The organism is Mongoliimonas terrestris (assembly GCF_001927285.1).
Taxonomy (GTDB): domain Bacteria; phylum Pseudomonadota; class Alphaproteobacteria; order Rhizobiales; family Pleomorphomonadaceae; genus Chthonobacter; species Chthonobacter terrestris.
In genome coordinates this window covers 34,548-54,961 of record NZ_MSIG01000018.1, presented here as the reverse complement: position 1 = coordinate 54,961, position 20,414 = coordinate 34,548, and the positions used below count along the sequence as shown (strand labels likewise).

The 20,414-nt window shown below is 70.1% G+C and carries 18 protein-coding genes; 7 read left to right on the top strand and 11 right to left on the bottom strand.

Going from position 1 to position 20,414, the window contains the following annotated elements; translation table 11 throughout:
* Positions 1-2: 2 nt before the first annotated feature.
* The 9 genes from kduD to uxaC all read right to left on the bottom strand — a co-directional run bounded on the left by kduD (position 3) and on the right by uxaC (position 10,121).
* Positions 3-752, bottom strand: coding sequence for a 2-dehydro-3-deoxy-D-gluconate 5-dehydrogenase KduD (kduD, locus tag BUQ68_RS19640; protein WP_075217741.1), 750 nt, complete (start codon positions 750-752; stop codon positions 3-5).
* A gap of 11 nt (positions 753-763) precedes the next feature.
* Positions 764-1,600 carry a 5-dehydro-4-deoxy-D-glucuronate isomerase gene (gene kduI / locus BUQ68_RS19635; protein WP_075217720.1) on the bottom strand — a complete coding sequence of 279 codons (837 nt, stop codon included), beginning with the start codon at positions 1,598-1,600 and terminating at the stop codon, positions 764-766.
* A gap of 184 nt (positions 1,601-1,784) precedes the next feature.
* Positions 1,785-2,555, bottom strand: coding sequence for a FadR/GntR family transcriptional regulator (locus BUQ68_RS19630; protein WP_075217719.1), 771 nt, complete (start codon positions 2,553-2,555; stop codon positions 1,785-1,787).
* An 88-nt stretch (positions 2,556-2,643) separates the two neighbouring features.
* Positions 2,644-4,167, bottom strand: coding sequence for a UxaA family hydrolase (locus BUQ68_RS19625; RefSeq protein ID WP_075217718.1), 1,524 nt, complete (start codon positions 4,165-4,167; stop codon positions 2,644-2,646).
* Positions 4,164-5,642, bottom strand: coding sequence for a mannitol dehydrogenase family protein (locus BUQ68_RS19620; protein ID WP_075217717.1), 1,479 nt, complete (start codon positions 5,640-5,642; stop codon positions 4,164-4,166). Before BUQ68_RS19620 ends, BUQ68_RS19625 begins: the two co-directional genes overlap by 4 nt.
* Positions 5,643-5,719: 77 nt before the next feature.
* Positions 5,720-7,000: a TRAP transporter large permease gene (locus tag BUQ68_RS19615; RefSeq protein ID WP_075217716.1), complete on the bottom strand. Its 1,281-nt coding sequence runs from the start codon at positions 6,998-7,000 to the stop codon at positions 5,720-5,722.
* Positions 7,000-7,524, bottom strand: a complete 525-nt coding sequence (locus tag BUQ68_RS19610; RefSeq protein ID WP_075217715.1) for a TRAP transporter small permease — start codon at positions 7,522-7,524, stop codon at positions 7,000-7,002. The genes BUQ68_RS19615 and BUQ68_RS19610 overlap by 1 nt, the downstream gene beginning before the upstream one ends.
* Positions 7,525-7,693: 169 nt before the next feature.
* Positions 7,694-8,674 carry a TRAP transporter substrate-binding protein gene (locus BUQ68_RS19605; RefSeq protein ID WP_075217714.1) on the bottom strand — a complete coding sequence of 327 codons (981 nt, stop codon included), beginning with the start codon at positions 8,672-8,674 and terminating at the stop codon, positions 7,694-7,696.
* Positions 8,675-8,717: 43 nt separating this feature from the next.
* Positions 8,718-10,121 (bottom strand): glucuronate isomerase, encoded by a 1,404-nt coding sequence (gene uxaC, locus BUQ68_RS19600; protein ID WP_075217740.1) that lies wholly within the window; start codon positions 10,119-10,121, stop codon positions 8,718-8,720.
* Positions 10,122-10,538: 417 nt separating this feature from the next.
* Here uxaC and BUQ68_RS19595 point away from each other — a divergent pair, with 417 nt between their 5' ends.
* The 6 genes from BUQ68_RS19595 to BUQ68_RS19570 all read left to right on the top strand — a co-directional run bounded on the left by BUQ68_RS19595 (position 10,539) and on the right by BUQ68_RS19570 (position 16,904).
* On the top strand, positions 10,539-11,459 hold the full coding sequence (locus BUQ68_RS19595) for a sugar kinase (RefSeq protein ID WP_075217713.1): 921 nt from the start codon (positions 10,539-10,541) through the stop codon (positions 11,457-11,459).
* Positions 11,460-11,707: 248 nt separating this feature from the next.
* On the top strand, positions 11,708-13,168 hold the full coding sequence (gene cysG / locus BUQ68_RS19590; protein WP_075217712.1) for a siroheme synthase CysG: 1,461 nt from the start codon (positions 11,708-11,710) through the stop codon (positions 13,166-13,168).
* An 81-nt stretch (positions 13,169-13,249) separates the two neighbouring features.
* Positions 13,250-14,308, top strand: coding sequence for a succinylglutamate desuccinylase/aspartoacylase domain-containing protein (locus tag BUQ68_RS19585; protein ID WP_075217711.1), 1,059 nt, complete (start codon positions 13,250-13,252; stop codon positions 14,306-14,308).
* 200 nt (positions 14,309-14,508) lie between these two features.
* Positions 14,509-15,285 (top strand): transporter substrate-binding domain-containing protein, encoded by a 777-nt coding sequence (locus tag BUQ68_RS19580; RefSeq protein WP_095407386.1) that lies wholly within the window; start codon positions 14,509-14,511, stop codon positions 15,283-15,285.
* A gap of 222 nt (positions 15,286-15,507) precedes the next feature.
* Complete coding sequence (locus BUQ68_RS19575; RefSeq protein ID WP_075217710.1) at positions 15,508-16,227, top strand: ABC transporter permease; 720 nt, start codon at positions 15,508-15,510, stop codon at positions 16,225-16,227.
* Positions 16,228-16,229: 2 nt separating this feature from the next.
* A complete protein-coding gene (locus BUQ68_RS19570) occupies positions 16,230-16,904 on the top strand; it encodes an ABC transporter permease (protein WP_075217709.1) in 675 nt (224 codons plus the stop codon).
* A gap of 55 nt (positions 16,905-16,959) precedes the next feature.
* On the opposite strand, the gene BUQ68_RS19565 is transcribed toward BUQ68_RS19570, so the two are convergent.
* Complete coding sequence (locus tag BUQ68_RS19565; RefSeq protein WP_075217708.1) at positions 16,960-17,760, bottom strand: dimethylarginine dimethylaminohydrolase family protein; 801 nt, start codon at positions 17,758-17,760, stop codon at positions 16,960-16,962.
* 37 nt (positions 17,761-17,797) lie between these two features.
* Positions 17,798-18,718 (bottom strand): LysR family transcriptional regulator, encoded by a 921-nt coding sequence (locus BUQ68_RS19560; RefSeq protein WP_075217738.1) that lies wholly within the window; start codon positions 18,716-18,718, stop codon positions 17,798-17,800.
* Between the two features lie 411 nt (positions 18,719-19,129).
* Here BUQ68_RS19560 and BUQ68_RS19555 point away from each other — a divergent pair, with 411 nt between their 5' ends.
* Positions 19,130-20,077, top strand: coding sequence for a glycosyltransferase family 8 protein (locus BUQ68_RS19555; RefSeq protein WP_075217707.1), 948 nt, complete (start codon positions 19,130-19,132; stop codon positions 20,075-20,077).
* Positions 20,078-20,414: the final 337 nt, after the last annotated feature.

The following is a 20,414-nucleotide window of genomic DNA, read 5'->3' as shown; positions in this document are numbered from 1 at the left end:
GTTCAGCGCGCCAGCCAGCCGCCGTCCACCGGCAGCGTGATGCCGTGCACGTAGTCGGCGGCCCGCGAGGCGAGGAAGACGGCGGCGCCGCCCATGTCGTCCGGCCGGGCCCAGCGCCCCGCCGGGATGCGCTTCAGGATGTCGGACGACCGCTCCTGGTCCTTGCGCAGCGCCTCGGTGTTGTTGGTCTCCACATAGCCGGGCGCGAGGGCGTTGACGTTGATGCCCTTGCCCGCCCACTCGCAGGCGAGCAGCTTCGTCAGGCCGGCGACGCCGCTTTTCGACGCCGTGTAGCTCGCCACCCGGATGCCGCCCTGGAAGGACAGCATGGAGGCGATGTTGATGATCTTCGCCGGCCGGTTTTCCGCGATGGCCCGCCGGGCGAGCGCCTGGGCGGCGAAGAAGACGGACTTCAGGTTGAGGTCCATCACCGCGTCCCAGTCGGCCTCTGTGAAGTCCACCGCCTCCGCCCGTCGGATGATGCCGGCATTGTTGACGAGCACGTCCACCGGCCCGTGCCCGGCCGCGATGTCGTCCAGCACGCCGGCCGCCGCCATCGGGGCGGAAAGGTCCGCCTGAACCGCCTGGAACCGCCCGCCCACGTCGGCGATCCGCGCCGCCGTGTCGTCCATGGACGACCGGCCGACGCCCACCACCGTGGCGCCGGCTTCCGCGAGCGCCAGCGCGATGCCCTGGCCGATGCCGGTGTTGGCGCCGGTCACCACGGCCCGAAGGCCGGAGAGGTCGAACATCGCCGGGGCGGTCACTTCAGCACCTCCAGGGTCACCGGGTCCATGTCGGTGTAGTCGATGTTGTCGCCGCCCATGGCCCAGCAGAAGGTGTAGGCCCCCGTGCCGGCGCCGCAGTGGATCGACCAGGGCGGCGAAAGCACCACCTCGCCGTCGCCCACCACAAGGTGGCGCGTCTCGTTCGGCTCGCCCATCAGGTGGATGACCTTGGAGCCGGGGGCGAGGTCGAAATAGAGATAGACCTCCGAGCGGCGGTCGTGCACGTGCGGCGGCATGGTGTTCCACACCGAGCCGGCGGCGAGTTCCGTCACGCCGAGCACCAGCTGGCAGCTCTGGCACACGTCCGGGTGCACCATCTGGTAGATGGTCCGCACGTTGGCGGTCTTGGCGTCGCCGAGTTCCAGCTTGCGCGCGTCGGCGATCTTCAGGAGCTTGGCCGGGTAGGCCGCGTGCGCGGGCGTCGACACCAGATAGAAGCGCGCCGGGCGCGCTCCGTCCACGCTCTCGAACGTCACCTCGCCGGCGCCCATGCCCATGTAGAGCACGTCGCGCGGCCCGACCTCGAACGCCGTTCCGCCGACGGTGATCCGGCCCGCGCCGCCGATGTTCAGCGCCGCCATCTCGCGCCTTGCGAGGAAGCTCGCCGTGCCGGTCTCCTTGGTGGCCGTCAGCGTCAGCGCGCCACCCTCCGGCACCACGCCGCCCACCACCAGCCGCTCGTAGTGGGAGTAGACGAGGCGGATCTCGCCCGCCTCGAACAACCCCTCCGCCAGGAAGGCCGCCCGCAGCGCCTCCGTGTCGAGGGACTTGGCGCGGACCGGGTCCACGGCCTGACGGGTTTCAACGTGCATCGCGCGAGCGCTCCAATTCGTATGATGACTTTAGTAGTCATTATACTAATCGAGGGCAGGGCGAGAGGCAATCGCCGAACGGCGCTTTTCAAATGTGATGCCGTGCGCCACCCCAAGCCGAACGGCGCTGACGGACCTCTGTGGAAAGCCAATCGTCAGACGACTTTCGCGCTTGTCCGCCGCCTCACCCCAGTGTCGCCGCCAGATCCCGTTCGGCGGCGGCGCTGCGGGTGCCGGCGGTCTTCTGGAACAGCACCTGATACCGCCGCTGGCTCTGGGCCAGATGATCGCGCATGGCGTCGCGCGCGCCGTGCGGGTTCGACACCGCGATGGCCTCCAGGATGGCCGCGTGCTCGGCCTGCATGGTCTGAAGATAGGGTTTCGACAGCACGTACTCGGGCGCCGCGATCGAGACGAGATCGCGCGGGATGGTGCGCCGGCCGAGCACGTCCAGGATTTCCACATAATACGGATTGTTGGTCGCCTCCGCGATCGCCCTGTGGAAGGCGAAGTCCGCGTTGCCGGTGGGAAGCCCCGCCTCCAGGTCCTGGTTGAAGCGCTCGAACGCCTCGCGGATCTCCGCCTCCTGGGCGCCCGTGCGGCGCTGGGCGGCAAGGCCCGCGGCCTCGATTTCCACCGCCATGCGCACCTCCAGCACGTCGAGCACGGCGGTCAGCCGGTTCGGCAGGTCCGGCATCAGGCCGAGCCCGTCGCGCGGCTTCTCCAGCACGAACACGCCCGCGCCCTGGCGCGCCTGCACCAGCCCGTCGGCGGCCAGCACCGCGATCGCCTCGCGCACCACCGTGCGCGACACGCCGAACTCCTTGATCAGCTCCACCTCCGTCGGCAGCTTGCTGCCGGGCGGCAACAGGCCGCTCACCACGCGGCCGCGGAGCGTGTCGATCACCCGCTCGGCGCGCTTGGGTTTCGCCTTGGTCGCCGCGATCTTGCTCATCAAGCCACTCCGGACGGGCGGTCCCCCGCGGGGTATCGGCCCCGGCAGGTGAGCGGATTGCGCACCGGCCGGGGCGGTTCTGCCGATATCACATCACGGCGCCGATCTGCCAAGGCACGAATTCCGCGTCGCCATAGCCGAGCGCCTCCGACTTCGACGGGGTGCCGGACGCAACGGCCAGCAGCGTGTCGAAGATCTCCCGGCCCTTCGCCTCCAGCGACACGCCGTCGAGCACGTCGCCGCAGTTGAGGTCCATGTCGTCGGTCTGCCGGGCGTAGAGGTCGGAGTTGGTGGCAAGCTTGATCGACGGCACCGGCTTCGCCCCGAAGGCGGACCCGCGGCCGGTGGTGAAGGCGATCAGGTTGGCCCCCGACGCGATCTGACCCGTGGCCGAAACCGGGTCGTAGCCGGGGCTGTCCATGTAGACGAAGCCGCGCTGGTCCACCGGCTCGGCATAGCGGTAGACGCCGCGAAGCGGCGAGGTGCCGCCCTTGGCCGCCGCGCCCAGCGACTTCTCCAGGATGGTGGTGATGCCGCCGGCCTTGTTGCCGGGGGAGGGGTTGTTGTTCATGTCCCCGTCGTTGCGGGCGGCGTAGTCCTCCCACCAGCGGATCCGCTCCATCAGCTTTGCGGCGATCTCCGGCGTCTCCGCCCGGGCCGTCAGCAGATGCTCGGCGCCATAGATTTCCGGCGTCTCCGACAGGATGGCCGTGCCGCCCTGGGCCACCAGCAGGTCGGCCGCGACGCCGAGCGCCGGGTTGGCGGTCAGCCCCGAATAGCCGTCCGAGCCGCCGCACTGCAGCCCGACAGTGAGCTCGCTCGCCGGCACCGTCTCGCGTCGGGCCTCGTTGGCGACCGCCAGCATCTCCTTCACCGCGCCGACGCCCATCTCGATCGACCGGCGCGTGCCGCCCGTCTCCTGGATGGTGAAGGTGCGGAAGTGCGGGCCTTCCACCAGCCCGTATCGCTCCTTCAGCCGCGGGATCTGGAACACCTCGCAGCCGAGGCCCACCAGAAGCACCGCGCCGAAGTTCGGATGGGTCGCATAGCCCCACTGGGTGCGCTCGATCACGTCGAACGCCTCGCCCTTGCCGGCCATGCCGCAGCCGGTGCCGTGCACCAGCGATACAACCCCGTCAACATTCTCGAACCCGTCCAGGATGCCGGACTGCTCCACCGCCTTGGCGATGTATTTGGCGACGGTCGCCGAGCAGTTCACCGAGGTGAGGATGCCGACATAGTTGCGGGTGCCCACCTTGCCGGACGGCCGGCGAAAGCCCTCGAAGGTCGCCGGCGCCAGGGTCGGCGCCGAAACGGTGGCGAGATCCGCCGCCTCCGCGTGGCGCTCGAAGGCGTGCATCTCCACATTGTGCACGTGCACGTGCTCGCCCGGCTCGATCGGCTGGCTGGCGAAGCCGATGATCTGGCCGAACTTCAGGATCGGCTCGCCCACCCGGATGCCCGCGGCCGCCAGCTTGTGGCCCTTCGGGATCCGGTTGCGGGCGACGAGGCCCGTCACCGGCGTGTTCGGCTCGATGGCGTCGAGCGCCACGACCACGTTGTCGATCGGGTTGAGGCGGAGGACGCGGGGGGACTTCGCGATGGCGTTCATCTTTGGGGTATCCGGGCTGCGGCGGCGACCGTCGCGGCGGACCCGGCCTCCAGAAGCCGCGTCAGCGCCGCCGTGACGGCGGACCGGAAGGTCGGGTCGGCGGGAAGGTCCGTCCCGAACACGTCCGTCACCGCCAGGAGCCCGCTGGCAAGGGCGTCCGCGTCGGTGCCGGCGGCGTCCGCGATCAGGCGCAGGCGGCCGCTCAGCGGATCGCGCACGTCGATGGGCTGGCCCTTCTCGTCGATCCCTCTGACATAAGCCATCCAGGCTGCCACCCCAAGGGCCAGCCGGTCGATCGAAGCCCCCGCCGCCCGCCGTGCCCGGATCGTGCCGAGCAGACGCTGCGGCAGCTTCTGGCTGCCATCCATGGCGATCTGCCACGTCCGGTGCTTCAGGCCGCGGTTGCGGAAGCGGCGGACGAGGGCATCGCGATAGGCGCCGAGGTCGATGCCCGGCACGTCCACCGTCGGCATCACCTCCTCGGTCATCAGGTCCGTCACCAGCGCGGCGAAGGCCGGGTCGGCCATCACGTCGGCCACCGTCTCGTAGCCGGCGAGATAGCCGAGATAGGCGAGCGTGGAGTGCGAGCCGTTGAGCATCCGAAGCTTCATCAGCTCGAACGGCTCCACGTCCGCCACCATCTCCACGCCCACGGTCTCCAGTTTCGGCCGGCCGGTCGGGAAGTTGTCCTCCACCACCCACTGGGTGAAGGGCTCGGTCATCACCGGCCACGCATCCTCGGTGCCGAGCGCCGCCGTCACGGTCGCCCGGTCCGCGTCCGTGGTCGCCGGAACGATGCGGTCCACCATGGCGCACGGGAAGGCCACCGCGCTCGCAACGTGGCGGCCGAGCGCCGGGTCGCGGAGTTCCGCGAAGCGGGTGACGATGCGCTTCACCGTGCGCCCGTTGGCCGGCAGGTTGTCGCACGACAGCACCGTGAAGGGCGCGACCCCGGCGGCGAACCGGCGGGCGAGCGCCTCCACCAGGATGCCGGGGGCCGTCGTCGGCGCCGTCGGGTTGGCGAGGTCGGCCCGGATGCCCGCGTGGGTCTCGTCCAGCCGGCCGGTCGCTGGGTCGTGGCAGTAGCCCTTCTCGGTCACCGTCAGCGTCACGATCCGCACCCGCGGATCGGCCATCACGGACAACAGCCGTTCCAGCGCGGTCGGCGCGACGATCACCTCCAGGATGGAGCCGATCACCTGCATCTCCGTCCGCTCGTCCTCGCGCACGGCGAGCGTATAGAGCCCGTCCTGCGGATTGAGCGCGTCCGCCGTGTCGGGCGAGCGCAGGGACGCACCGACGATGCCCCAGCTCGGATCGTCCTTCAGGAGCGCGTCCACGTAGGCGGCCTGGTGGGCGCGGTGGAAGGCGCCGATGCCGAGGTGGACGATGCCCGGGGTCACCGCGGTCCGGTCGTAGTCGGGGCGGCGGACGGGGACGGGCAGGCCGGAAAGCGAGGCGAGGGACAGGGGCATGCGCTTGGAATTCTCTTTGGCGACATCAGGGCAGGGGAGGGCGCCGGGCCGTGGTCGACGGTCCGGCGCGCGGCGTCTCAGCGGAACAGGCTCGGCAGCCAGAGCGAGATCGCCGGAATGTACGTGACAAGCATCAGCACCGCCACCGACGCGCCGAAGAAGGGCCAGATCCCCCGGACCGCCTCGCGGATGGTGATCTTGCCCACCGCGCACCCGACGAACAGCACCGAGCCGACCGGCGGCGTCGTCAGGCCGATGCCGGCGTTCAGCACCAGGATGACGCCGAAGTGCACCGGGTCGATGCCGAACGCCTGCACCACCGGCAAGAGCACCGGCGTCGCGATGATGATCAGCGGCGCCATGTCCATGAAGGTGCCGAGCAGGAGGAGCGCCACGTTGATGAGGAGCAGGATGGTGGTCGGGTCCTCCGACAGCGCCTTCAGGGCGGCCACCGTCATGGTCTGCACCTGCAGGAACGCCATCAGCCAACCGAAGGCGGCCGCGCAGCCGATCACCAGCAGCACCATGGCGGTCGTCCGCACCGCCCCGAGGGTCGCCTCGATGAAGCCGCTCCACGATAGCTGCCGGTAGACCGCGACGGCGATCAGGAGCGCGTAGAGCACCGCGATGCAGGAGCTTTCCGTCGCCGTGAAGACGCCGGAGCGCACGCCGCCGAAGATGATGCCGATGAGGAGAAGGCCCGGCAGCGCCACGGCGAGCGCGATGGCGATGGCCCGCCCGCCCGGAAAGGGATCGGCCGGATAGCCGCGGCGACGGGCCACCACGGAGGCGGTCACCATCAGGGCGAGCGCCAACAGGATGCCCGGCAGCACGCCGGCGGTGAAGAGATCCGCCACCGACACGGTGCCGCCAGCCGCGATCGAATAGATGATCATGTTGTGCGACGGCGGGATCATCAGCGCGATGATGGCGGACGTCACGGTCACGTTCACCGCATAGTCGCGGCCGTAGCCCCGCTTGACCATCTGCGGCACCATCAGGCCGCCGATCGCCGAGGCGTCCGCCACGGCGGAACCCGAGATGCCGCCGAAGAGCAGCGAGGCGACGATGTTCACCTGACCGAGGCCGCCGCGAAGGTGGCCCACCAGGGTGGCGGCGAAGTTCACCAGCCGCTCGGCGATGCCGCCGCGGATCATCAGGTCGCCGGCGAAGATGAAGAACGGGATCGCCATCATGGCGAAGGCGTTCATGCCGGAGTTGATCCGCTGGAACACGATGATCGGCGGCAGGCCGAGGTAGACCACCGTGATGAAGGACGAGATGCCGAGGCAGAAGGCGATCGGCATGCCGATCAGCACCAGGAAGGCGAACGAGCCGAAGAGAATCCAGAGTTCCATCACACCGCCTCCGTGACCGGCGGAACCACTTCCGCATGCTCGACGCCGACCAGCCGTTCGGCGAGGCGTTCCAGCGCGAAGAGGGCGATCAGGAAGCCGCCGATGGCGAGCGGCATGTAGTCCCAGCCGCCGGGAATCCCGAGCGCCGGCAGGGTGGCGCTCCAGGTGCCGATCACGAGTTGGGTGGAGTACCAGCTCATCGCCGCGCCGAAGCCGACCATGAGCACCAGCGAAACAATGTCCATGATGCGCCCGATCGCCTTCGGCAGCACGTGGTGCAGAAGGTCGAGGCCGAGGTGGAAGTTCTCCCGCACGCCGACCGCGGCGCCGAACAGGATGAACCAGCCCATGAGTTGGAGCGTGATCGGCTCCGACCAGACGGGCGTCGCATTGAGCACATAGCGGCCATAGACCTGCCAGCCGACGATGCCGGTCATCGCCACGAGGCCGATGCCGGAGAGCCAGAGGGCGAGGGTCGCAAGGACGCTCGTCACGCGTGAGACGGAATTCAGCAGGGACCGCATCGGGATTGGGTTCCGGGGTGTTGCATTCGGCGGAAGGCTGGACGGCGAGGCGATCGGCACCGGAGCGCCCCTCGCTGGGGGCGCTCCGATCCGATCGTCGGGGCGCCCGCGACAAGGGGCGCCCCGATCCGTTGGTCAGGGGGGCCCAGGAGGGCGCCCCGGCTTGTCGTCAGTCGGTTTCCTGGATGCGCTTGACCAGATCCTTCAGCGTGTCCGTGTTGGCGAACTGCTCGTAGACCGGGCCCATGGCGGCCTGGAACGGCGCCTTGTCCACCTCGTAGACCTCGACGCCCGCGGCGCGCACCACCTCTTCGGACTTCTTCTCGCGGGCGGTCCAGAGCTCGCGCATCTTCGGCACGCTGTCCTTGGCGGCCTGCTTCAGCATCGCCTGGTCCTCGGCCGAGAGCTTGTCCCAGGTCACCTTGGAGATGACGAGCACCTCCGGCGACATGGAGTGCTCGGTCAGCGAGTAGTGCTTGGCCACTTCGTAGTGCTTGGACGACTCAAGGCTCGGCCAGTTGTTCTCGGCCCCCTCGATCACGCCCGTCTCCAGCGCGGAATAGACCTCGCCGAACGGCATCGGCGTGGCGTTGGCGCCGAGCGCGCCCATCATGGAGAGCCACATGTCCGACTGCTGGACGCGGATCTTCATGCCCTTGATGTCGTCCGCCGACTTGATCGGCTTGCCGACCGAGTAGAACGACCGCGCGCCCGAATCGTAGAAGGCGAGCCCGACGAGGCCGTTCGGCTCCAGCGCCGCCAGGATCTCCTCGCCGATCGGGCCGTCCATCACCGCGTGCATGTGCGCGGTGGACTTGAAGATGAAGGGCAGCGCCGGCACCACCGTCTCGGGGACGAGGTTGTTCAGCGGGGCGAGGTTGATCCGGTTCATGTCGATGACGCCGAACCGGGTCTGCTCGATGGTGTCCTTCTCCTCGCCGAGCTGGCGGTTGTTGAACACCTGGATCTCGATGCGGCCGTTGGACCGCTCCTTGATCAGCTCGCCCATGTACTTGACCGCATCGACGGTCGGATAGCCGTCCGGATGGATGTCGGCGGACCGCAGCACCATGTCGGCGGCGAACGCCGGGGTGCCGACGAGCGCGGCCGCGACCGCGATCGCGGCGGTGAACGACTTGAGGCTATTCATGGGTATCACTCTCCTCCACTTGGATCGCCCCGACCTCCCCCGGTCAGAGCTTGTAGGCTTGCTTTGCAAGTCCGTACGCGAGGTCGTGCGCGACCTCGCGGGCTTCGTCCTCGTCCAGCCGGTGCTCCGACACGAGGCGGGCGAGGAAGCCGCAGTCGACCCGCCGGGACACGTCGTGCCGGGCGGGAATGGACGGGAAGGCGCGGGTGTCGTCGTTGAAGCCGACGGTGTTGTAGAAGCCCGCCGTCTCGGTCACGAGTTCGCGGTAGCGCACCATGCCTTCCGGGCTGTCGAAGAACCACCAGGCCGGGCCGAGCCGGAGCGCCGGATAGACGCCGGCGAGCGGCGCCAGTTCGCGCGCATAGGCGGTCTCGTCGAGCGTGAACAGGATGACCGTGAGGTCCGGCTCCATGCCGACGGCGTCGAGCAGCGGCTTCAGGTCGTTCACGTAGTTGGTCGGGCCGGGAATGTCCGCGCCCTTGTCGCGGCCGAAGCGCTCGAAGAGCACCGGCGAGTGGTTGCGCCGCGAGCCCGGATGAATCTGCATCACGAGGCCGTCGTCGCGGCTCATCTTGGCCATCTCGGTCAGCATCTGGCCGCGGAAGAGGTCCGCCTCCTCCGGCGTCGCCTTGCCGGCCCGCACCTTGGTGTAGAGCGCGTTCGCCTCCACGGCTGACAGGTTGGCCGTGCGGGCGGACGGGTGGCCGTGGTCGGTGGAGGTGGCGCCCATGGCCTTGAAGAAGGCGCGGCGCTGCCGGTGGGCGTCCAGATAGCCGTCCCAGGCGTCCACGTCGCAGCCGGTCAGCTCGCCGAAGGCCGTCACGTTGGCGGCAAAGCCTTCGAAGTCCGGGTCCACCACCGCGTCCGGCCGGTAGGCGGTCAGCACCCGGCCCTTCCAGCCGCTGTCGCGGATCTGCTGATGCCAGCGCAGATCGTCGAGCGGCCCCTCGGTGGTGGCGATCACCTCCAGGTTGAAGCGCTCGAACAGGGCGCGCGGCCGGTAGGCGTCGGTCGCCAGCCGCTCGGCGATCCGGTCGTAATAGAGGTCCGCCGTGTCGGATGACAACCGGACGTCCATGTCGAACAAGGTGGCGAAGGCGTGGTCCAGCCACATGCGGGTCGGGGTGCCGCGGAAGAGGTGGTAATGCTTGGCGAAGCGGCGCCAGATGGCCCGCCCGTCGGTCTCCACCGGGCCGCCGTCGCGCCGAGGCACGCCGAGATCCTCCAGCGCCACGCCCTGGCTGAGCAGCATGCGGAACACATAGTGGTCCGGCACCACGAACAGCTGCGCCGGGTCCGGGAAGGGTTCGTTCTCCGCGTACCAACGCGGATCGGTATGGCCGTGGGGGCTGACGATCGGCAGGTCCTTCACCTCCGCATAGAGGCGCCGGGCGATCGACCGGACGGTCGGATCGGCGGGAAACAGGCGATCTTCATGAATGAGCAACGGATCCACTCCCTGTCCTTCGCGGCCCCTCGGGGGCGGGGCCACCGTCGTGCCGGCCGTCGGGTCCGCCCGGCCTTGGACCGAGGCGGCCGTCAGCCGGCGCCGCCGACCTCTACCGCCGGTGCGCCGTCCTGTCACCCGTTCCGCCGGCGTTGCCGGTCGTCCGCCGACAGGGCCGCGCCGAACCGGTTCTTCTTCCGAAGTCTTCTCCGATGGTCCTCACCATCCCCCGCGCCGCCGTCGATCGGGTCTTGATCGTGGCGGCGAGTTGGCGGAGAAGATCGGCGAGCAGGATATGTCTCGTCAAGTGATAAGATGAATTATTCGCAATTCAGATGATGAGATTGGTTTACGGCCCCGTCCGCCGCGGTTAGGAGATGCGCGGGGGACCCATGCCAGCAGGATCAGGAGGGCCTCGTGCCACAGGTTTTCGCAAGCATCGGCGAGTGCATGGTGGAACTCTCGTCCGCCGGAGAACGCCTTTATCGTCAAGGATTTGCCGGCGACACGTTCAACACCGCCTGGTACGTGCGCGCGCTCCTGCCCGCCGACGGCTGGACGGTCCGCTACGTCACGGCCCTCGGCGACGACAGGTTGTCTGACGACTTGGCCGCCTTCATCGCGGACGCCGGCATCGACACGTCCGCCCTCCAGCGTAAGGCCGGCCGCCCGGTCGGCCTCTACGCCATCCACCTCGACGGCCACGAGCGCAGCTTCTCCTACTGGCGCGAGACCGCCGCCGCCCGCCTTCTCGCCGAGGATCCGGCCGCCCTTGCCGCCGCCCTCGCCGACGTCGCGTGCGCCTACGTCTCCGGCATCACCCTCGCCATCGTGTCGCCCGCCCACCGGCGGACCCTCCTCGACGCCCTCGCCGCCGTGCGCGACCGTGGCGGCATGGTGGCCTTCGACCCGAACATCCGCCTGCGGCTCTGGCCCGACGCCGACACCGCCCGCGCGGCCCTCATCGAGGGCTACCGGGTCTCAACCGTCGCCATGCCGACCTATCCGGACGACCGCGACCTCTTCGGCGACGCCGACATCACCGCCTGCGTCCGCCGCATCGCCGGCTACGGCCCGCGCGAGATCGTCGCCAAGGACGGCGCCGAACCGACCCTCGTCCACGCGGACGGCACCGACACCCTCGTCCCGGCCGTCAAGGTCGACGCGCCGGTCGACACCACCGGCGCCGGCGACAGCTTCAACGCCGGCTACCTCGCCGCCCGCCTCGCCGGCCGCGACCCGGTCGCCGCCGCCCGCCTCGGCCATCAGGTCGCCTCCCGCGTCATCGGCGTGAAGGGCGCCCTCGCGCCCATGGAGGGCTTCGCCGGCCTGGTGTGACGGCAGTCGGTTCGACCGCCCGCTCGGCGTGACGGCAGGCCGTTAACCCCGACCCTGGGGCAGATCGCCCCAGCGGGCGTCCATATCCGGCAAAACCCTGCCAAAGGATGCCCGCGCCGCAGCACGTGGTTCCTTGCGTCCGCGCGCGCCCGGCGGCAGTCTTGCGCCGTCGAGCGACAGGCGGCTCCCGTCATCGCCAAGGCTCGACGGTGAGTGGGCCGTTGCCGGCCCGGCATGAAGGATCCTTTATGACGTCCGCACCCCGTTCCCCGCGCGAGGCGGCGCCGGCCCGCATGGGCCGTCTCGCCAAGCTGCCGCTCTTCATGGACCTGACGGCCAAGCGGGTGGTGGTCGCCGGGGGCACCGCCGGCGCCGCCTGGAAGGCCGAGCTGCTCGCCGCCGCCGGGGCGGACGTCGCCGTCTACGCAGCCCACCCCTCCGACGAGATGCTGGCGCTCGCCGTCCGCGGCACCGAGGCCGGCAGCGTCACGCTCCACCGCCGCCCCTGGTCGACCGACGTGGTGGCGCACGCCGCCTTCGCGCTTTGCGACGCGGAGACCGACGGCGAGGCCTGGGCCTTCCGCTGCGCCGCCAAGGCGGCCGGCGTGCCGGTCAACGTGGTCGACAAGCCGGCCTTCTGCGACGTGCAGTTCGGCTCCATCGTCAACCGCTCGCCCGTGGTCATCGGCATCTCCACCGACGGCGCCGCCCCCATCCTCGGCCAGGCCATCCGCCGACGCATCGAAACCCTGCTGCCGCCGTCGCTCGCCGATTGGGGCGCCCTCGCCAAGCGCATCCGCGAGGCCGTCACCGAGCGGCTGAAGCCCGGCCAGGAGCGGCGCGCCTTCTGGGAGCACCTGTCCGAGAAGGCCTTCGGGCCGTCCCCCACCGATGGCGACGGCGAGGCCCTCTTGGCCGAGGCGCGGCGGATCGCCGGCGGCGGCGATGGGCGCGGCCGGGTGATCCTGGTCGGCGCCGGCCCGGGCGACGCGGAACTCCTCACCCTCAAGGCCGTCCGCGCGCTCCAGTCCGCCGACGTCATCCTCTTCGACGACCTCGTCTCCGCCGACGTGCTGGAGCTCGCCCGGCGCGAGGCCAAGCGCATGATGGTCGGCAAGCGCGGCGGCCGGGAGTCCTGCCGGCAGGAGGACATCAACGACCTGATGATCAGCCTCGCCCGCCAGGGCAAGCGCGTCGTCCGTCTCAAGGCCGGCGATCCCATGGTGTTCGGCCGCGCCGGCGAGGAGATCGAGCGGCTCCGCCGCGAGTCCATCCCGGTGGAGGTCGTGCCGGGCATTTCCGCCGGCATCGCCATGGCGTCCGCCCTCGGCCTGTCGCTCACCCACCGCGACGCCTCGCACTCCCTGCGCTTCGTCACCGGCCACGCAAAGAGCGGCGAGCTCGACGAAACGCTCGACTGGCGCGGCCTTGCCGACCCGGAGACGACGCTCGTCGTCTACATGGGCGGCCGCACCGCCGCCGGCATCGCCACCCGCCTGATGGCCGAGGGGCTCTCCCCCGAAACCCCCGTGGTCCTCGGCTACGCCATCGGGCAGGCGGAGCAGAAGCTCGTGCCCATCCGTCTCGCCGGCCTTCTGGCGCCCGGCGCCGTCACCCCCGGCGCCCCGGTGGTGATCGGCATCGGCCGGGTGTTCGAGCCCGCCGTCACCGCCGCCGCCTCCCTCCCGGCCGCCGCCACCGGCGGCTGAGCCGGCTCGCCGTCCGCTTTACTTTTCCGACAGACCCAATAGCCTCCGCCTTTCGCAGACGTCGCGTTCGGGTCGAGGTGAATGGATAAGACGGTCGAGGTGATCCGGGGCGATTCGCCCGGAACGGAATGGCGGCTCACGGTGCTGCGCTTCAAGGGCCGGTCCGCCCATGCGCCGACCGCCTACCTGCAGGCCGCGCTGCACGGCAACGAACTGCCCGGCGTGGTCGCCCTCCACTACCTGATCCCGCAGCTTGCAGCCGCCGAGCGCGAGGGCCGGCTTCTGGGCTCCGTCACCGTGGTGCCCTACGCCAATCCCATCGGCCTCGGCCACCACCTCTTCGGCGAGCACATGGGCCGCTTCGCCCTCGGCAGCCGCACCAACTTCAACCGCGGCTTCCCCCTCCTCAAGGCGCCCGACCCGGCCGGCCTGCCGGACGACGACGCGCCGCTCCTTGCCGAGCAGCGGCTGAAGGCGCTGCTCCTCCGCCTCTCTTTCGGGCACGACCTCGTGCTCGACCTCCACTGCGACGACGAGGCGGTGCCCTACATCTACGCGCCGGCCAAGCTCTGGCCCGGCATGGACGATCTGGCGGCGGCGCTCGGCGCGAAGGCCGCCATCGTCTGGTCCGACACGTCGGACGCGGCGTTCGAAGAAGCGGCGGTTGCTCCCTTCTTAGGCATTTCTGACGGCGATCCCGCACTGCAGCGCAAAGTGGTCTCCACCGTGGAGTTTCGCGGGCGGGCCGATGTGGCGCCGGAAACCGCCAAGTCCGACGCCGATGGCCTCTATGCCTTCCTTGTGGCCCGGCATGTGCTTGAGGACGCCGGCGTTGTGCCGCCGGCCGCGTTTTCGGGGCTGTCGGTGCCGATCGACCATGTGGAGATGCTGCGGGCGCCCGCCGCCGGTGCCATCCTCTACCACGTGCGGCCGGGCGACCGGGTGGCGGCGGGCGATCCGATCGCCACCATCGTCACCGCGCCGGGCGAGGACGGCGGCGCCATCACGGTGACGGCGCCGCAGGACGGGCTGATCCTAACCCGCCGGTGCCACCGCTTCACGCGGCCCGGCGAGGATCTGGCCAAGCTTCTCGGCAGCCGTCGCGCCGCCGACGCGCGCCCCGGCGCGCTGGAGGACTGATCGGCCTTAGGACGGCCGAGGAAGAGACCGACAAGCCGGCGTTCGGCCGGCGCGAACCAGGGACCGCCGGCCTTGAAGCCGGTGGAAACGACGACCACCGGGATGGTGCCGGTGGGGCAGGGGGCCGCCAGGATCCGCATCAGACGGGCCGGCGGCGACAGAGTGGGACCAGGGATCGTTCAACCGCTGGAGTTCAGCCAATGCAGTTCGCAATCAAACGCTTCGCCGCCGGCCTCGTCATCGCCGCCAGCCTTTCGGGTGGCGCCATGGCCCAGGAGGTCGTGCGGATCGGCACCACGCCGGAATCCTATCCGCCTTTCACCGTGGTGGACGCCTCCGGCACCGTGACCGGCTTCGAGGCCGACCTCGCCGACGCGCTCTGCGCCGAGATGAAGGTGAAGTGCGAGTGGGTGCTGCAGGCCTGGGACGGCATCATCCCGGCGCTCACCGAGAACAAGTTCGACGCCATCATCGCGTCCATGTCGATCACCGACGAGCGCAAGCAGGTCGTCGACTTCTCCGACAAGTACTACAACACCCCGGCCACCTTCGTGGGTCCGAAGAGCGAGGAGATCACCATCTCGCCGGAGGGGTTGAAGGGCAAGACCATCGGTCTGCAGGTCGCCACCATCCACCTCGCCTATGTGGAGGCGAAGTACAAGGATATCCTGGAGATCAAGACCTACGACACCCAGGAGAACGCCAACCTGGACCTGATCGCCGGCCGCGTGGACCTTCTGCTTGCCGACAGCATCGCTCTGGAGGACGGCCTCCTGAAGACGCCGGACGGCGTCGACTTCGAGGTCAAGGGCGAGCCCTTCACCGACCCGATGATGGGCGACGGCGTCGGCGTCGCGATCCGCAAGGGCGATCCGCTGAAGGACAAGTTCTCCGCCGCCATCAAGGCGATCCGCGAGAACGGCACCTACAAGGCGATCAACGACAAGTACTTCCCCTTCGACGTCTACGGCGGCTGACGCCAGCCGGGCGGCCCGTGGTTCGACCGGCGTGAACCGCACGCCGGTCAGGCCAGTGCCGTCCGAGCGTCACCAACTTGGCGCTGACCGGATCGATGATCCGGTCGCGCCTCTGCGCGCGGCCACCTAGCGCCCGCGATCCGACCGTCCGCGCCGGTTCGAACGCCGCGCGCCCCTAGCCCGTCCCCATCCCGCCGCCGCCCGTCCGGAGCGCCGTCCCCGATGAAACCGACAGATCCCTTCGTCCTGCTCGGCTTCGGCGAGGGCGGATGGGGGCCCGTGCTCCTCGCGGGCGCCTGGGTGACCCTCCAGATCGCGCTCGCCTCCTATCTGCTCGGCCTTGTCGTCGGCCTCTTGCTCGCCTGGGCCAAGCTGCGCGGGCCCAAGTGGCTGCGCCGGGCGGCGGAGGGCTACACCACGCTGATCCAGGGCCTGCCGGACATCCTGGTCATCCTCCTCGTCTACTACGGCGGCACCTCGGCGGTGCGCGACCTCGCCGGCCTCCTGGTGCCGGGCGCCAACATCGAGATCAACGCCTTCGCGGCGGGCGTCGCCTCGCTCGGCGTCATCTGCGGCGCCTACGCGACCGACGTGTTCCGCGCCGCCTTCCAGGGCATCCCGGGCGGGCAGGCCGAGGCCGCGCGGGCGCTCGGCATGCGGCCGATCGCCGTCTTCCTCACCATCCTGGCGCCCCAGGCGCTCAGGCTGGCGCTGCCGCCGCTCGGCAACATCTGGCTGGTGACCTTGAAGGACTCCGCGCTCGTCAGCGTCGTCGGCATCCGCGACCTTCTCGGCGTCGCCGCCTCCGGCGCGTCCTTCTCGCGCCAGCCCTTCACCTTCTACGCGGCGGTGGCGGTGGTCTATCTCGTGCTTTCCATCGCATCCGGCTGGCTCCTCAGCCTGATGGAGGCCCGTGTGGCCCGCTCGGACGTGAGGCGCTGACGATGGATTGGGAACGGCTGATCCTCAACCTCCTGGAAGGCTTCCCCATCACCGTGCTCCTGGTGGTGACGTCGGCGGTCGCCGGCAACGCCCTGGCGGTCCTGGTGGCGCTCGCCCGCATGTCGGAGCGCGGTTGGTTCCGCTTTCCGGCCATCGGCTTCATCACGCTGATCCGCGGCACCCCGCTGATCGTCCAGATGTTCCTCATCTACTACGGGCTCGGCCAGTTCCGGGAGGTGCGCCAGAGCATCTTCTGGGTGGTGCTGAAGGATCCGCTCTGGTGCGCCTTCCTGGCGCTCTCCATCTCCACCGCCGCCTATTCGGGCGAGGTGCTGCGCGGGGCCATCGCCAACGTGCCGCGCGGCCTCGTGGAGGCCGGCAAGTCGGTGGGGCTCGGCAAGTGGCAGATCCGGCTCACCATCGTACTGCCGCTCGCCATCCGCCAGTCGCTGCCGGTGCTCGCCAACGAGACCGTGCTTCTCCTGAAGGCGAGCGCCATCGTGTTCACCATCACGGTGCACGACATCATGGGCGAGGCGAACATCTTCCGCGCCCAGACCTTCCGCATCTACGAGCCGCTCCTCAGCGCCGCCGTCCTCTATCTGGCGCTCACCTTCACCATCCGCCGCAGCTTCGCCGTCGCCGAGACGCGGCTCAACCGCTGGCGGCTGCGCTGATGGTCCCTCACGAGGGCGACAAGGAAGAGAGCCGGACCCGACGGCCCGCCCACGTTCAGCCGGCCATCCAGCGCAGCGACATGCAGGAGAGCCCGGCGTCGAGCTTCATTACCTCGTCGAGCACCAGCGTCTCCACCGTCAGCCCGCGTGCGGCGAGAAGGTCCGCCGTCCGCGGGAAACCCGCCGCGATCAGCACCGTGCCGTTGACCGAGAGCGCGTTCGCCACCGGTTCCTCGCCCGCCGGCACCACCACGGTCTCCAGCCCGTCGAACAGCCCCGCCGCCGCCACGGCCTCCGTCGCCAGCACCGTCTCCTCGTCGAGGAGCGAGCAGCCCGTCTTCAGGTGCAGCACCCCCGCCGGCGGCGCCACCGGCGAGGCCGCGTGGCCGAGGTCGGCGAGCACGCCCGCCAGCGCCCGCGCGCCCGCCGCGTCCGTGCGCGCCGACAGCCCGATGTAGACGTGCCGGGCGGTGACGAGCACGTCGCCCCCGTCCGCATAGCCCGTCCCCGGCAGGTCGATCACCCGCCCGAACCGTTCCCGCAACACCGGTGCGATCTCGGCCGTCTCGCCGAGGCGGGTCGGCGCGCCGGGGCGGAGCAGCACCGCGCCCTCCGGAAACACCAGCGCCGGATCCTCCACGAAAACCGAATCCGGATAGGCCTCCAGCGCCGGCAGCACGTCCACCGTCAGCCCCAGCCGGCGCAGCGTCGCCACGTAGGCGGCGTGCTCGGCGGCCAGCGCCGCCACGTCCGGCGCCCCCCGGTCGACCGCGCGCAGCCCGTTCACCGCCGAGGCGGCGGGCGCGCGCGTCAGCGCATGGTCGAAGCGGGTGGCGGCGAAGGCGGATGTCGGCATAGGGACCTCGGGCGACGGAGGGGAAACGGGATGGGCCTCAGAGCCCGAGGTCGGTCGACTTCAGCTCCTTGCCGAGGAGCAGGGCGGTGTCGAGCGCGATGGTGACGAGCGGCGGCATCGGGCTGCGGCTCATGGCGACGAGACCCACCGCGTGCTGCACGTCCGGGTCCGTCAGCGGCACCGCCACGAGGTCGGAGCCGGGGCCGAGGGTCGTCTTCACATACTCCGGCATGATGGCCGCCAGCCCCGTCTCGCGCACGTTGGCGCAGAGGTTGAGAAGCGAGTTCGTCTCCACCCGCGTCACCGGCTTCGCCCCGGCCGTGGCGAACGCCCGGTCGATGATCCGCCGGTTCTGCATGTTCGGCGTCAGGAGCGCCAGCGTGTGCTTGGCCGCCTCCGCCCAGGTCACCGTCTTCAGCTTGGCGAGCGGATCGTCCGCCCGCACGAACAGGCAGTAGCGCTCCCGGTAGACCGGCCGCGACACGAGGCCGGAGATCGGCTCGTTGTCCAGGTAGGTGAGGCCCACGTCCGCGGAGAAGTCGTCGAGCGAGCGCAGGATCTCCACCGAGGTCTGCGACAGCATCACCATGTCGACGTTCGGATGCGCCGTGCGGATGATCTTGGCGAGCCGCGCGGCGATCGGCAGCGCCGAGGGGATCACGCCGATCGTCAGCCGGCCGCCGATGGCCGCGTCGCCCTCGCGCAGCTGGTTGACCTCCTGGCGCATGGCCGACCAGTTGTCGAGGATGACCTGCGCCCACTTCAGCACCCGCTCGCCCTCGGCGGTGAAGCCGTGGAACCGCTGGCCGCGCTCCACGATCGGCACGCCCAGCTCCTCCTCCAACTGACGGATGCGCTCCGAGAGCGTCGGCTGCGTCACGTTGCAGGCCTGGGCGGCCCGCGTGAAGTGCTGCTCGCGGGCGAGGGCGGAGAGATACTGGAGTTGTCGGATATCCATCTTCAACTTGTCCCGCGTCCGGCGTCGGACATGCGCCCGTCGGCGCCGGTCCGGACGCCCGCGACGCCCTTCCGCCGGCCGTGCCTCCGCTTCGAGAGCGTCGAGCCGACCCTACACGACCGGACGGGGTCGGCTCAATCCGCGTCAGCGTCCTTCGCGTCCCAAGCCCCGTCCGCCTCCATCGTCCCACCGCGCCGCGGCCCGCGCGGCAAGCATCGGGAGGCCATGGCCTGAAAGGGTCCGCCGGCCGTCAACGGCGGAATCCAGCCATTCGTTAACCTTGGGCGGTGGCCGGACATTGAGGAGCGGCGATCGTTTGTGTTAGGAATCATCCTGTTATCGCACTGAATATATTCGGCGCACGCCCCGCTCTTTCCGCAGCATGTGGCGCCTCCGTGAGGGCTGCCCCCCATGATCGAGATCGGCTTCGGCACCGACGCCCTCTACGCGCCGCATCTCGCCGCGACCATCCGGTCGATCCGCGACAGCTCCGGTTCCGAGGGCATCCGGGTCCATATCGCGCACGACGGGCTCGACGTCACGCTCCGGCGGCGCATCGAAAAGGCGGCGCCCGGCTTCGTCTACAATTGGCTGCATGTGCCCGACGAGAGCATCCGCAACCTCGCCGGCAAGGGCCGCTTCGCCAAGTCGGCCTACTACCGCCTTGCTTTGCCGGACCTGCTGCCCCACGTGGACCGGCTGATCTATCTGGATTGCGACCTCGTCGTCTGCCAGGATCTCGCGGTCCTCTGGGACCTGCCGATGACCCAGCCGCTCGCCGCGGTGGCGGACGGCTTCGCCGACGCGGCAGCGTTCCGCGACCGGTGGAGCCTGCCGCACGACGGTTCGCCCGCCTACTTCAACACCGGCGTTCTCCTGCTGGACCTGCAGGCGCTGCGGTCCAACCGCCGTTTCGACGCCGCGCTCGAATTCCTGACCCGCAACCTCGACGACTGCCCCTATGTGGACCAGGACGCCATCAACGCGACCTGCTGGGACCATATTCAGCCGATCCACGTGGCCTGGAACGTCCAGCGCAACATGCTGATCGACGACGCCTGGAAGCCGGCCGCCAACCCGGGCACCCCCCTCGGCCGCACCGCTTACGTGGTGCACTTCACCACCGAGCACAAACCCTGGCTTCCCAACACCTACCACCCCTACGCCTGGCTCTACTGGAAGGCTCTCGGTCCCACCGACTTCTACCCCGAAGTGGTCCGCCGGTCCGGCATCACCCCCTTGATGCAGATCCGCCTTTTCCTGCGCTGGCAGCGCTGGCGCCTGGCCCTCCGCCCCTGGCCCCCCGAACCCGCCACCCGCACCACCCCCAAACGCCGCAAAGCCCTCCGCCCAGCCTGACCCTCGCGCGGGCCGGCCCAGCCCGCCGCATAGGCGATCCGGTCCTGGACCAGCGCGCCTGACCCCCGCGCGCGCGGCAGCCCCGTCGGTAGCCCCGGGCGCCCCCTCATCCCCACCCTCCGCCGTCATGGTCCGCGCAGGCGGACCACCCACGCATTCCCCAACCACCCCGGTCACATGCGTGGCTGGTCCGGCTGAACCGGACCATGACGAGGGATGAGCGCGGGGGAAGCGCCTCGCCCCACTGCCCCAAGCACCCCACTTCACCGGACCCGCGCCCCCTCATCCCCACCCTTCCCGATCGTCATGGTCCGCGCAGGCGGACCACCCACGCATT

Bases quoted from the DNA above. Each gene is read 5' to 3' on its own strand.
- kduD (WP_075217741.1), bottom strand. From the start codon at position 752: ATGTTCGACCTCTCCGGCCTTCGGGCCGTGGTGACCGGCGCCAACACC.
- kduI (WP_075217720.1), bottom strand. From the start codon at position 1,600: ATGCACGTTGAAACCCGTCAGGCCGTGGACCCGGTCCGCGCCAAGTCC.
- BUQ68_RS19630 (WP_075217719.1), bottom strand. From the start codon at position 2,555: ATGAGCAAGATCGCGGCGACCAAGGCGAAACCCAAGCGCGCCGAGCGG.
- BUQ68_RS19625 (WP_075217718.1), bottom strand. From the start codon at position 4,167: ATGAACGCCATCGCGAAGTCCCCCCGCGTCCTCCGCCTCAACCCGATC.
- BUQ68_RS19620 (WP_075217717.1), bottom strand. From the start codon at position 5,642: ATGCCCCTGTCCCTCGCCTCGCTTTCCGGCCTGCCCGTCCCCGTCCGC.
- BUQ68_RS19615 (WP_075217716.1), bottom strand. From the start codon at position 7,000: ATGGAACTCTGGATTCTCTTCGGCTCGTTCGCCTTCCTGGTGCTGATC.
- BUQ68_RS19610 (WP_075217715.1), bottom strand. From the start codon at position 7,524: ATGCGGTCCCTGCTGAATTCCGTCTCACGCGTGACGAGCGTCCTTGCG.
- BUQ68_RS19605 (WP_075217714.1), bottom strand. From the start codon at position 8,674: ATGAATAGCCTCAAGTCGTTCACCGCCGCGATCGCGGTCGCGGCCGCG.
- cysG (WP_075217712.1), top strand. From the start codon at position 11,708: ATGACGTCCGCACCCCGTTCCCCGCGCGAGGCGGCGCCGGCCCGCATG.
- BUQ68_RS19585 (WP_075217711.1), top strand. From the start codon at position 13,250: ATGGATAAGACGGTCGAGGTGATCCGGGGCGATTCGCCCGGAACGGAA.
- BUQ68_RS19580 (WP_095407386.1), top strand. From the start codon at position 14,509: ATGCAGTTCGCAATCAAACGCTTCGCCGCCGGCCTCGTCATCGCCGCC.
- BUQ68_RS19575 (WP_075217710.1), top strand. From the start codon at position 15,508: ATGAAACCGACAGATCCCTTCGTCCTGCTCGGCTTCGGCGAGGGCGGA.
- BUQ68_RS19570 (WP_075217709.1), top strand. From the start codon at position 16,230: ATGGATTGGGAACGGCTGATCCTCAACCTCCTGGAAGGCTTCCCCATC.
- BUQ68_RS19565 (WP_075217708.1), bottom strand. From the start codon at position 17,760: ATGCCGACATCCGCCTTCGCCGCCACCCGCTTCGACCATGCGCTGACG.
- BUQ68_RS19560 (WP_075217738.1), bottom strand. From the start codon at position 18,718: ATGGATATCCGACAACTCCAGTATCTCTCCGCCCTCGCCCGCGAGCAG.
- BUQ68_RS19555 (WP_075217707.1), top strand. From the start codon at position 19,130: ATGATCGAGATCGGCTTCGGCACCGACGCCCTCTACGCGCCGCATCTC.